Here is an 11,771-nt window from a genome sequence, read left to right on the forward strand (position 1 = left end):
GTTATCTCTTTAAGTTGTGATAATACTTTTTAAGCAGTTCTATGTCCTTTTCTTTCTCTGTAAATACTTCGAGCAGCATAGGGCGGTTTGTTACTGACGGTTCAAGGAAACGTGCAGTGGCGCTGTTCAACTCTTCTTCATTATGAGCCGACAGATATTCCAGTCCGCGATCCTCAGCCCATGCCTTTGCCGATGCTGTGTGGGGGGCTGTCACGAAACGGCGAGCATTGTCGTGCAGTTCCAGTCCCGGCAGTGCGTGGAAAATCTCTCCACCGCTGTTGTTGAGGAGCAGTATGCGGATGTTCGAACCGTAGTTATTGTTCCACAAGGCATTCATGTCGTAGAAGAAACTCAAGTCGCCAATGATAATGAAGTTCAACTTGTCTGATGCAGTGGCATAACCTATGGCTGTTGACAGTGAACCTTCTATACCGTTTGTTCCTCTGTTTGATAGAATCTCTACATCCTGAGGAACATCGAAAAGCTGTGCGTATCTCACTGCCGAGCTGTTGGCAAGATGCAGTGAACACGGTGCAGGGAGTCCGGTTATAACCTTTCCTATGGCACTCATTTCTGAATATTCAAATTCTGCCTGTGGTATGGCTTTCGACAGGGCTTCCCACTGGCGCGGATATTCCGGAGTTCGGTTTTCCATGCGTGATGAAATCTTTTCGAGGAATTCGAACGGGTCCATTTCGATTATTGTAGTCAGAGAGCCGTAGAGATCCATCGCTTCACCGTCGGCAGATACATGCCAGTGCTCTACAGGCGGATGGCGGCGAAGGAATTTCTTCAGACGCTTTGATATGATATGTCCTCCGTATGTGATGAGCAGTTCCGGACGCATCTTCTTCTGTGCCTCGAAGTCCATTGAGCATAGAAGCGGTTCAATGTTTTTGATAGGCATTCCCGGTATGGTGCGGTTGCTTATATTCTCGGAGAACCATGCGAAGTGCTTGTATAACAGTTTGGTATATTTCTTGTCGAACAGGTAAATCAGGTTCATCTGTCCAACTACCATCATCCGTCGCTGGTATTTGTTCAGGCGTTCGATAAGCGGTTCGTAGTCCTTGTCATAAACACTAAGTCCCTGATAGCGGGTGATGACTCTTGCATTTGGGAGTTCGTTTACCGGAAGCAGGAAGAAAGGATCGCTGACCGGTACATTGATGTGAACAGGACCTTTTCCGTGATGGTTAAGTTCGAGAAGAGCCTCGTTTGTCAGGCGGTTGCAATACCATTCGTCCTCGTCTGTATTTACTTCAGGAAGGTTCACGGATTTCTTTACCAGACTTCCGAATACTCCCGGTTGAGGCAATGTCTGTCCGTCCATCTGACCTATCCATGCAGCAGGGCGGTCGGCAGAGATTACCACAAGCGGTACTTGCTGATAGAATGCCTCGGCTACAGCCGGATGCAGATTCAGCAGGGCAGTACCCGAAGTACAACAGATGGCTGCCGGGCTTCCTCCGTGAAGGGCAAGTCCGAGCGCAAAGAATCCTGCACTGCGTTCGTCGGTTACGGGATAACATGTGAACTCAGGTATATTGGCAAGTGTCTGCACAATAGGTATGCTACGGCTACCGGGGCAAAGTACTATCTTCCTTATCCCATGTGCTTTAAGCAGAGCTGCCAGTTGTAGTATGCTTTTTTTGTCGGTGTACATTTTGAGTAATATATTGGGGAGTTGTTGGCTCTATCAACTAATAACTAACTTTATAGTCTTCATCTTATGCTGTGTTTCTTCCCATTCCGAGTTGGCGTCAGATGAAGGAAGAATACCTCCTCCGGCGTATAAAGTTGCGTAATTGCCGTTTACGTTCAGACAGCGAAGATTTACATAAAGCGTGGTATGTCCGTCCGGGTCCAGCCATCCTATTATGCCGGAATAGTATTTCCTGTCATAGCCTTCGTTTTCGATGATGAAATCGTATGCCTTTTCTTTTGGAAGTCCGCAAACGGCGGGAGTTGGATGCAGGGCATCAAGCAGATTGCCAAGTTCGGAAGTCTTTTTCAGTCCGAACTGGAAGTCGGTTTTCAGGTGTACCAGTTGTCCGGCACGTGCCGTATATGGCCCTTTGACGGAAATCTTGCTGCTGAATTTCTTTATGACCTTGTTTATGTATTCGCTTACGAAAGCCTGTTCGTCTTGCTCTTTCTTGTGCCATTCGGTAGGCATAACTTCGCCCTGCATTGGCATTGTGCCTGCCAGTGCCACAGTGTTCCATGTATCTCCCTCACCGCTGAGGATTATTTCCGGGGTACTGCCTATCCATGTACCGCTTACGGGAGTGTGCGACAGCGAAATCATCATTCGCGGATAGCTGTTGCATGCTGTGACGAATGCTTCAAGAGGAGAGAAACTCTCGTCAAGCTTGTACGATGCATTGCGCGATAAGACAAGTTTCCCTATTTTTTTGCTTTTCAGCGGACTGATGAAATTGGCGAACACTTCCAAGTATCTTTCTTTAAGCTCTGTTTCAGGCTTTATGTCGATAGCGGTGGATGTACATTCCTGTTCGGTGTCGGATATTGTAAATGATGAGATTTTTTCCGATATTTCTTCCCATCCTGTAGCTGTAATGTCCGGGCGGATTATTACTCCGGGATGATTGCTTGTGAAACTGAAAGGAGATATCACAAATCCTTTTTGTCCGTTCAGTTCCTTCAGACTGCTGAATGTCTGCGGCTCACCTCCGTCCTGCATTACCAGGAGAGGTATATCAGTCCATGGAAGACGGTAAATGGCGAACGACGTGTTGCTGCACGTCATTTGGTCAATAAGTTTATATATCTGTGAATCGGGTTTGTTCATATCCGTTTTTTCACTATTTGATTAACTATTCTTGCAGTGGAAATGAGTTTTCCATCCTGGTTTGTTATGTCTACGTTCCAAATATGTGTTGTTCTGCCCCGGTGTACTATTGTGCCTGTGGCTGTAACGAAAGCTCCTTTTTCCACCCGCACCATTCCTACGTGGTTGGCGCTGACCTGAATGCCGCACGGCATTTCTCTCGGGGCGCAAAGCGGAACAGAGCCGTGTCCTGCAACCATTTCGGCCAGTGCGAGTGATGCTCCACCATTCAGTATGCCGAACGGCTGGCAAGTACGATGGTCAACAGGCATGACGGCAATTACTCTTCCTTCTTCCATCGTTATGAACTTTATACCAAGATGTTCACCCATCGAACCTTTTAAATCAGGAAGAGTATTTGCTGTTTTATTGCTGTTTTGCATATTATTTCCTTTTTTATCCGAATGCAAATATACATTTATTCGTTGAAGACCGGAAAAATTCTTTACTCATTTATATTTAAAGATACTCTTTTTACCATATGTTAATTTTCATGACGAGTCTTTGACCTAACTTTGCGCCCTGAAAAAAATGACAGTATGAAAGATAGTATCGACTTTGGAAAGATGGACGTATCGAAGTTGTTCGTAAAACTTCTGATACCTACGGTGATGGGAATGGTGTTCTCAGCCATATTTATCATAACCGACGGAATTTTTGTGGGAAAGGGTATAGGCAGTGACGCACTGGCGGCGGTGAATATTACAGCTCCGTTGTTTTTGATAAATACCGGTGTGGCTCTGATGTTCGGTATCGGTGCTTCGGTTGTGGCGTCTATACACTTGTCACATGGTAAAATAAAAGTAGCACGTATAAATGTGACTCAGGCTGTTGTAGTGTCATCGTTACTGCTTATACTTTATGCGCTGTTGATAATGTTGAATTTGGAAAAAGTAGCATTGCTGCTTGGCAGTTCGCAACGGCTTCTGCCTTTGGCTGTGGAGTATATGAACTGGTTTATTCCGTTCCTGGTGTTCAGTGCATTGCTTAGTTCCGGAATGTTTTTTGTACGTTTGGACGGTTCACCTAATTATGCCATGTTTTGTAATATCATACCGGCTGTCATCAATATAGTACTCGACTATGTATTTATCTTTGAATTCTCTTGGGGAATGTTCGGTGCTTCCTTGGCTACTAGTCTTGGATATATAGTAGGTGCCGCCATGATACTGGTTTATCTTATCGACAGAAAGCATGTGGTACATATGGTCAGGGTGAAACTGAGCCGAAAGAGTCTGATGCTTACCGTGCGGAATGTAGGATATATGTGTCGTCTTGGTGCATCTACATTCCTGTGCGAAGGAGCTATTGCTACGATGATGTTTGTGGGTAACTACGTGTTTATGCATAACATTGGCGAAGACGGTGTGGCGGCATACAGTATTGCATGTTATTTCTTTCCGATAATATTTATGGTATATAATGCCATAGCGCAGTCGGCACAACCTATTCTGAGTTATAATTTCGGTCAGGGTAACAGTTCTAGAGTTAACCGTGCGTTCAGGTTGGCTCTCTTCTCTGCTGTAGGTTTTGGTGCGGTTGTTATTGTTCTTACCGAAGTATTCTCGCCGCAGATTGTATCTATGTTTATAGATCCGGCATATCCTGCATATAATATTGCAGAAAGCGGTCTTCCGCTGTTTGCTTCCGGGTTTATATTTTTCGGGATAAATATGGTTTCAATAGGTTATTTCCAGAGCGTGGAGCGTGACCGTCCTGCCATGGCCGTGACATTGCTTCGCGGATATATCCTTATTCTGATGTGCTTTTGGATTATGCCTGAATTGTTAGGAGTTCCGGGAATATGGCTGTCTGTCCCCGCGGCTGAGTTTGTTACTTTCCTTTTTGTCATTACCATTTATTGCAGAAGAAAGAGATAGTCTTGAAAGTAATGTGTATTTTTGTATCAGTTAACTAAATATTGATATTTCATGAAACAGTTTGTTGATGCGTTTTGCAAGAGATACAGTGCTGACGAGAAGGAGTGTATGAGGCTCGTTGATAATATGGAAGAAGTTTGTGTCCGAAAAGGTGATTTCCTGGTGCGTGAGGGTGAGACCAACAGTTCATATTATCTGATTAAAGAAGGGATATGGCGTGGGTATATACTACGTGACGGAGAGGAACTGTCAGTCTGGTTTGCAATAACCGGCGAGACGGTTTTCTCCAGTTGGGGATATATGGTCGGTCGTCCGTCGCCTATCTATATTGAGGCTATGACGGACAGTACACTGTATGTGATAAACAAACCTAAGATGGAAGAGTTTCTAAACTCTTCTATAGAAAGTGCTAATCTTGGTAGGAAGTTAGTGGAACAGGATTTTCTTGTAGCGGAGGAACGTATAGTAGCCACTGGAGCTATTTCTCAGGCAAAAGAGAGATATCTTGATTTGCTGAAACGTGATCCTTTATTATTACAACATGTTCCATTGAAATATATAGCGTCATATCTTTTCATCACTCCACAGTCGTTAAGCCGAATAAGGGCAGAACTGGCTAAAGAAAAATTATTTTAGATGAAGATTAACGAAAAATGATAATATGATTGTGCTTTTTGTTTTGTGATTTATATGGTTTATGCTATATTTGTCGCAAAATAACTTAAAATCATATTATTATGAGAACAAAAGACTTTATTTTTATTCTGATTGTTATTGCAGTGTTCCTCCCTTTTACAATTTCCGATACCATATACAATTGGTATCTTTCTTTTAATGCAGAACATGGCATGGTGATGAGTTTCATGAAGTTCGGTATATTGGCAACTATGGGGGAACTGTTGGGGCTTCGTATCAGTAGAGGAGTTTATTATTTTGAGGGCTTCGGAGTATTGCCTCGAGCTGTCGTATGGGGAATATTGGGTATGGGAATAAACATGGCTTTCATTGTCTTCTCAACCGGAGTTCCTGCATTTATGGGGTATATGGGAATGGACAACCCGTCAGGTGTGATGGCTGGCTCGTTGACATTTGAAAAGGTTCTGCTGGCCTTTTCTGTTTCTGTGGTTATGAACTCAATATTCGCGCCTGTTTTTATGACGCTTCATAAAATCACCGATACGCATATAATGAATAACGGAGGAACACTGAAGGGACTGTTTACTCCTATAAAGATGGGAGAAATAATGCAGAATCTTAACTGGAAGATTCAGTGGGGATTTGTCTTTAAAAAGACTATACCGTTGTTCTGGTTTCCGGCGCATACAATAACTTTCCTTCTTCCAGGAGAAATGCGAGTACTTTTTGCTGCACTTTTGGGAGTACTGCTTGGAGTAATACTTTCTGTTGCCGCACGAAAGAAATGATGTCATTCCTTCATTTCGCTCACACGGTTTATGAACTCATCGGCATACACACGGCCGACAGGTATTTCCACTGCACGGTGATAGAGTGTAAGTTGGCGGCGGGTATAATTTGCCACTTTGTGCAATGGAACTATATACGACTTATGTACACGCATGAATCTGTCCTTAGGCAGCATTCCCATGATTGATTTCATGCTGGTTTGCGAAAGAACCGGTCTGTCATCGTCTGTAAGATAAATCTTGATATAATTGTCCATAGCTTCGATATACTCTATCGAGGCTATTCTTATTTTCACATTTTTGTATTCCACTTTCAGGGTTATCTCTTCCTCTTCTGTAAGTACGGGGGCGGCAGAAAGGCTTTCCAGCTTTTTCATCCTGCGTACCCTTTCTATAGCCTTTTCGAAACGGGAGTATGAGAATGGCTTGTGAAGGTAGTCGATGGCATTCAGTTCGAATCCGTCAACGGCATATTCGGCGTATGCTGTGGTAAATATAAGATATATACCTGCCGGAAGTTCGCGTGCTATGTCGATACCGTTTATTCCCCCCATTTCTATATCGAGGAATACTATATCTGGTCTGATGGACTTTACTTTTTCCAGTCCTGTTATAGGATCTGTATATGATGTAACTTCAAGTTCACCGCAGCGTTTGCAGAACTGTTCTATAATACTCAAAGCTACAGGCTCGTCATCTATTGCTATACACTTCATGGTCATTTCAGTTTTAAGATAAGATTTACGGTGAAAATACCGTTTGTATTACTTATTTCCAGGTTGTGTTTACCCGGATATAAGAGCTCAAGTCTTTTCTTGCAGTTGGATATACCTATCCCTGGTTCCTTGTTCTCGGGTTTTGGGTTAACTGTATGGTTTTCTGTGAACAGAGTCAGTGTGTCGTTATTTACCTTAAGGCTTATTATGATATCGCTTTCTATATGCGATGATGCACCGTATTTCAGTGCATTCTCGATGAAAGTTATAAGTATCATCGGAGCAATCTTTGAGGCTTTTGCTGATTCGTCGGCCGAATATGAATAGTAGATATGGGTACGGTTTTCGTCTATACGGTTCTTTTGTAATTCTATGTACTGGCTGATATATTCTGCTTCCTCGTCAATGCTTACAGTATCCTGTGTTGCCTTAGTGTACATATATTTTATCAGTTCGATGAATTGCATAAAGGCTGTTTCTGCCTTTTGGCTTTGGGTTATCATCAGTCCGTATAGGGTGTTCAGGGTGTTGAAAAGGAAATGCGGATTTATCTGTGCCTTGTATAGTGCCAGTTCGGCTTTCTTCTTCTCGAACTCACTGGCTTGTCTTGCCATAATCTGCTTGTACAGTTCTGTAAGGAGTCCTACAGCTATACTGAAACATACTGTTACCAGATACATGAACCATGTGGCTTGCTGATGTTGCTTTATTCTGCTTAGACTCATGGTCTTTCTTATGAACTTGTCCATTTTAGGCTTGTGACCTCTGAAGGGAAAGTCCATCTGGTACTGTGTGATAAGCCATGTAATGAATATCGTACCTAATAGAACAGCTATTGCTATTAGCAGATGTTTTCTGTCTTTTAGCGCCATAGGAACGCTGATTTGCTTGATACAGAAATATACGGCATAAAGCCATGCTATCAGAGTGATGACGAATAGTGAGTTGCTTTCCAGCCATTTGTCCACAGGGAGCATCATCATCATGGCAGGCAGCAGAATGATACAGAAGAATAGGTCTATGCCTATAGGTAAGTACTTGTTGTTCATATCGTATGGAGTTATGATGCAAATGTAAAATAAATATGCCGAAAAAGCGAATAAATGAAATGTTAAAAATACGCTTTTTGTCGTTTGCCACTTGATGTGTGTCGTTCGCCACTGCATTCGTCTGGAGCTGATTTTTGTGTTAAAAGTTTGGGTAGCTTTGTCTCGGAAACGAAAAATTTAACATTATATGAAACAGAAACTTTTGACATTTATTGTTTTATTATTGTTGCCACTGATGTTGGTGGCACAAGGGAGGGTTACGGTGAGCGGAACCGTGACGGACAAGAATACAGGTGAACCGTTGCCATCGGCTACAGTAAGTATAGCACCTTCTTCGGATAAGGATGCGAAGAAATATACCTCAACAGATTTGGACGGTAAATTCGTATTCAAATCTGTTTCTTACGACAGTTATGTCATCGGAGTGACATACGTGGGTTATAAGGATGATGAAAAACGATTGAAGATAACTGATAAGAAAGACAGCTATATCTTAACTTTCAAACTTGATGAAAACGCTCTGATGTTAGGGGAAGTATCTGTGCAGGGACGTGCCACTCGTGCCGAACAGAAAGGCGACAGTCTGTTCTATAATGCCGAGGCTTTCAAGGTCATGCAGGGAAGCTCCGCAGAGGATTTGTTGTCGAAAATGCCTGGTATAGTGGTAGAAGGTGGAACCATTCAGGCTCAGGGTGAAGATGTTAAGAAGATATTGGTAGACGGTAAGGAGTTTTTCGAAGGCGATGTAAATCTGGCTATCAAGAACTTGCCTTCGGGTGTCATTGCAAGTATTGAGGTGTTCGATAAGAAGAGTGAGCAGGCTGAATTTACCGGTTTCGATGATGGTGAGGAAGTAAAGACCATCAATATCATAACAAAAGGAGGATATCGTCAGGGAACTTTCGGTGAGGTATCTGCCGGATATGGAACAGAAGACAGATATAAGGTGAACGGTAATATAAACTTCTTCAATGACGACCGAAGGATTTCCGTATTGGGTATGTCGAACAATGTCAATCAGCAGAATTTCTCGCAGGAAGACCTTGCCGGAGTTATGTCATCGTCTGCTAAAGGTGGTGGCCGTGGAAGACGTGGCGGTGGCGGCGGAGGTGGTCGCGGCGGTGCCGGAGGAGGGGGTAATACCTCTGATTTCATGGTAGGCAGCATGGGAGGTATCACTTCTACAAATGGTGTCGGACTGAACTATGTAGACAAATGGGGAGAAAAGGTAAATATTACAGGAAGTTATTTCTTCAACCAGTCTGAAAACCTTACACAGCAGCAGACAGAGCGCGAATACTTTGAATCTGTGCTTCCGGGTATGACGTACGATGAATATCAGGAGAAAACCATGGAGAACTGGAATCACCGTTTCAATATGAAACTTGATTACAGAATCTCGGACAGGACATCGCTTCAGTTCCGTCCTACAGTGAGCTTTCAGAACAATGACAATATATCATTGCTCGACGGACAGAATATGATTAGCGGACAGACTGACGCCGAAACACATACCAACTCCAATAGCAATACCGATGCATATAATCTTGGGGCGGACATCATTCTTCGTCACAGATTCCCAACGGAAGGCAGAACACTGTCACTCATGATGAACGGTAAGATGAGCAATACGGATGGAGGTACTTATACGGACTATCTTAATACATTGAATATGCTGTCCGGTACACCTCAGACAGAGGAGTACAGCCAGTATAAGAACACTATGAACAAACAGTACAGTTTCCGTTCTAACCTCAGTTATACAGAAAAACTGACAGACCATATGCAGTTGCAGTTAGGGTATAAATTCTCATACTCCGATTCGGATTCAGGCAGAAAAACCTATATGAAATCGTCTGTGACAGACCTGTATGACCAGTTGGACGAGAATCTTTCAAATGTATATCAGACAGGATATACCACTCATGCGGGTAATGTGGGACTCAGATATCATGCCGGAAAACTGAATGCCATGATAGGTGCAGACGTACAATGGTCGGAATTGTCGGGCGACCTTGTATATCCTAATCCGGACAGAATGAACAACAACTATTTCTCATTCCTGCCTTCGTTCAATTTGAGATACTCGCTTGACAGAACGAACTCGTTCATGTTGCGATACAGAAGCAGCTCGTCTTCTCCATCGGTTACGGAACTTCAGAATGTGGTTGATAACTCCAATCCGCTTTTCCTTTCTACCGGTAATCCTGACCTTGACCAGCAGATTTCGCATACAGCAAATTTACGATATATCCGTACCACTAAATCGGGACAGACATTCATAGCAATGGTTGGGGGTACGGCGAAATTGGGTTATGTGGCTGACAGTACATTTATAGCAAAAGAGGATATACAGATATCTGATAATGTGACTCTTAACAAAGGCTCTCAGTTCACCAAACCTGTCAATATGGACGGATACTACAGTCTGCAGTCAATGCTTACATACGGTTTCCCGTTCGACCTGATTCGCAGCAACATCAATTTCAGTGTATCGGCAAACTACTCAAATGTACCGACCATTTTCAACGGAGAGAAAAGTAAGACTAACGAACTGAACATCATACCGAAAGTGATTATAGGAAGTAATATAAGTCAGAACCTTGACTTTACAGCTTCCTACTCTGCAGGAATAAACAAAATATTCAGTTCTCTTAATACAGCAAGCGGAACAGGAGATTATATTACTCATAATGCAGCAGCCAAGTTGGGATGGACATTCTTCTGGGGACTTACATTGCGCAGCACATTCAATTATATAGGCTATACAGGACTTGATACAGGTAATGAAGATTATTTCCTCTGGAATGTATCGTTGGGAAAGAAGTTCCTGAAGAACAATGCGGCGGAAATAAAGGTTGAGGCTTTTGATATCCTGAAGCAGAACCGGGCATTCACCCACAGCACCGGAAGCAACTATTACGACTACATAAACAGCAATGTTCTTAAGCCGTACGCAATGGTAAGCTTTGTCTATACAATAAGATAGCTGCAGAAAGGTTTTGCAAAGCTCTTGCAAAGCCTTTTAAAAAGCTTTTAAATGGTGTTTAAACAGTATTTAAACAGTGATTAATGAACAAACTTTTTATTAACAAATAAAGAACAACAGACATGAAAAAGATTTTATTTTTTGCCTTGATGGCAGCAATGTGTACTCAGACAATTGACGCACAGCGTAAAGGAGGAGAGAAGAGAACTCCGGAACAGGTGGTAGAAAACCTTGACAAAAAGCTTGATCTGACAGATGAGCAGGAAAAGCAGATAACAGAACTGTATAAAGAATTTTTCAATCAGAAGGTTTCACGTGAGGACAGAAAAGCAAAGATGGACGAACTGAATACCAAAATTTCTTCTTTGCTGACAGACGGCCAGAAAGCCAAGTTCGAGAAAATGAAATCGGAAAGGAGTAAGAAAAAACGATAAATATCTTTACTTATACACAACAAAAAAAGCCGGGCATCAAGAATTAATGACGCCCGACTTTTTTGTATATCATTCATATATATTATCTTGCTGCAGTAAACAAAGATGTTTGCGAACCGCTCAGAGCACGTACAGATGCCAATCCCTGCTGGTCAGGAAGAACTGTTACAGTGTTTCCATCCTGAAGTCTTACAGTGATAGTTCCATCTTCATTCATTGTCATAAGTTCGTAAGATTCACCATCACAAGAAGCATTCCATGTACGGTTTTCCTGATTGTAAACCAAATCTATAGAAACATCTTCTCCTTTTTTAGTGATGCTGTATCCGTTTTCGTTTGTTCTTACGAGATATTCTCCGTTTTCACCTTTCACGGTTTTGGTAGTTCCAACCTCAGCCAATGGATTTGACCCACTCCAGAATTCG

General features: G+C 42.7%; 11 protein-coding genes. 5 read left to right on the forward strand and 6 right to left on the reverse strand.

Annotation, left to right across the window (positions count from 1 at the left end; translation table 11 throughout):
- Position 1: 1 nt before the first annotated feature.
- Genes menD through QZ379_RS02580 form a run of 3 tightly spaced genes read right to left on the reverse strand, consistent with a single transcriptional unit; the run spans position 2 to position 3,237 of the window.
- Positions 2-1,666 carry a 2-succinyl-5-enolpyruvyl-6-hydroxy-3-cyclohexene-1-carboxylic-acid synthase gene (gene menD, locus QZ379_RS02570; RefSeq protein WP_291557999.1) on the reverse strand — a complete coding sequence of 555 codons (1,665 nt, stop codon included), beginning with the start codon at positions 1,664-1,666 and terminating at the stop codon, positions 2-4.
- 33 nt (positions 1,667-1,699) lie between these two features.
- Positions 1,700-2,815: an isochorismate synthase gene (locus QZ379_RS02575; protein WP_291558003.1), complete on the reverse strand. Its 1,116-nt coding sequence runs from the start codon at positions 2,813-2,815 to the stop codon at positions 1,700-1,702.
- The gene (locus QZ379_RS02580) at positions 2,812-3,237 is read right to left on the reverse strand and encodes a PaaI family thioesterase (RefSeq protein ID WP_291558006.1); all 426 of its coding nucleotides are present in this window, start codon (positions 3,235-3,237) and stop codon (positions 2,812-2,814) included. Before QZ379_RS02580 ends, QZ379_RS02575 begins: the two co-directional genes overlap by 4 nt.
- Positions 3,238-3,393: 156 nt before the next feature.
- On the opposite strand from QZ379_RS02580, the gene QZ379_RS02585 reads away from it, so the two are divergent.
- From QZ379_RS02585 to QZ379_RS02595, 3 genes are all read left to right on the forward strand, one after another.
- Positions 3,394-4,734 carry an MATE family efflux transporter gene (locus tag QZ379_RS02585; RefSeq protein ID WP_291558009.1) on the forward strand — a complete coding sequence of 447 codons (1,341 nt, stop codon included), beginning with the start codon at positions 3,394-3,396 and terminating at the stop codon, positions 4,732-4,734.
- Positions 4,735-4,785: 51 nt separating this feature from the next.
- Positions 4,786-5,370 carry a Crp/Fnr family transcriptional regulator gene (locus QZ379_RS02590; RefSeq protein ID WP_291558012.1) on the forward strand — a complete coding sequence of 195 codons (585 nt, stop codon included), beginning with the start codon at positions 4,786-4,788 and terminating at the stop codon, positions 5,368-5,370.
- Positions 5,371-5,471: 101 nt separating this feature from the next.
- A complete protein-coding gene (locus QZ379_RS02595; protein WP_291558015.1) occupies positions 5,472-6,158 on the forward strand; it encodes a hypothetical protein in 687 nt (228 codons plus the stop codon).
- A gap of 2 nt (positions 6,159-6,160) precedes the next feature.
- Here the strand turns inward: QZ379_RS02595 and QZ379_RS02600 are convergent, their stop codons facing one another.
- Complete coding sequence (locus tag QZ379_RS02600; RefSeq protein ID WP_291558018.1) at positions 6,161-6,874, reverse strand: LytTR family DNA-binding domain-containing protein; 714 nt, start codon at positions 6,872-6,874, stop codon at positions 6,161-6,163.
- Between the two features lie 2 nt (positions 6,875-6,876).
- Positions 6,877-7,923 (reverse strand): histidine kinase, encoded by a 1,047-nt coding sequence (locus QZ379_RS02605; protein WP_291558021.1) that lies wholly within the window; start codon positions 7,921-7,923, stop codon positions 6,877-6,879.
- Positions 7,924-8,110: 187 nt separating this feature from the next.
- Between QZ379_RS02605 and QZ379_RS02610 the strand changes: the two genes are divergently transcribed.
- Positions 8,111-10,912 (forward strand): TonB-dependent receptor, encoded by a 2,802-nt coding sequence (locus tag QZ379_RS02610; RefSeq protein WP_291558024.1) that lies wholly within the window; start codon positions 8,111-8,113, stop codon positions 10,910-10,912.
- A 122-nt stretch (positions 10,913-11,034) separates the two neighbouring features.
- Positions 11,035-11,346: a hypothetical protein gene (locus QZ379_RS02615; protein WP_291558027.1), complete on the forward strand. Its 312-nt coding sequence runs from the start codon at positions 11,035-11,037 to the stop codon at positions 11,344-11,346.
- An 82-nt stretch (positions 11,347-11,428) separates the two neighbouring features.
- Here QZ379_RS02615 and QZ379_RS02620 read toward each other — a convergent pair.
- On the reverse strand, positions 11,429-11,771 hold a 343-nt coding region (locus tag QZ379_RS02620; RefSeq protein WP_291558029.1), incomplete at its 5' end, for a DUF3332 family protein.

Source organism: Bacteroides sp., from assembly GCF_019417265.1.
In the GTDB taxonomy this organism is placed as follows: Bacteria; Bacteroidota; Bacteroidia; order Bacteroidales; family Bacteroidaceae; genus Phocaeicola.

Coding starts and splice junctions, on each gene's coding strand:
- menD (WP_291557999.1), bottom strand. CDS start 1,666: ATGTACACCGACAAAAAAAGCATACTACAACTGGCAGCTCTGCTTAAA.
- QZ379_RS02575 (WP_291558003.1), bottom strand. CDS start 2,815: ATGAACAAACCCGATTCACAGATATATAAACTTATTGACCAAATGACG.
- QZ379_RS02580 (WP_291558006.1), bottom strand. CDS start 3,237: ATGCAAAACAGCAATAAAACAGCAAATACTCTTCCTGATTTAAAAGGT.
- QZ379_RS02585 (WP_291558009.1), top strand. CDS start 3,394: ATGAAAGATAGTATCGACTTTGGAAAGATGGACGTATCGAAGTTGTTC.
- QZ379_RS02590 (WP_291558012.1), top strand. CDS start 4,786: ATGAAACAGTTTGTTGATGCGTTTTGCAAGAGATACAGTGCTGACGAG.
- QZ379_RS02595 (WP_291558015.1), top strand. CDS start 5,472: ATGAGAACAAAAGACTTTATTTTTATTCTGATTGTTATTGCAGTGTTC.
- QZ379_RS02600 (WP_291558018.1), bottom strand. CDS start 6,874: ATGAAGTGTATAGCAATAGATGACGAGCCTGTAGCTTTGAGTATTATA.
- QZ379_RS02605 (WP_291558021.1), bottom strand. CDS start 7,923: ATGAACAACAAGTACTTACCTATAGGCATAGACCTATTCTTCTGTATC.
- QZ379_RS02610 (WP_291558024.1), top strand. CDS start 8,111: ATGAAACAGAAACTTTTGACATTTATTGTTTTATTATTGTTGCCACTG.
- QZ379_RS02615 (WP_291558027.1), top strand. CDS start 11,035: ATGAAAAAGATTTTATTTTTTGCCTTGATGGCAGCAATGTGTACTCAG.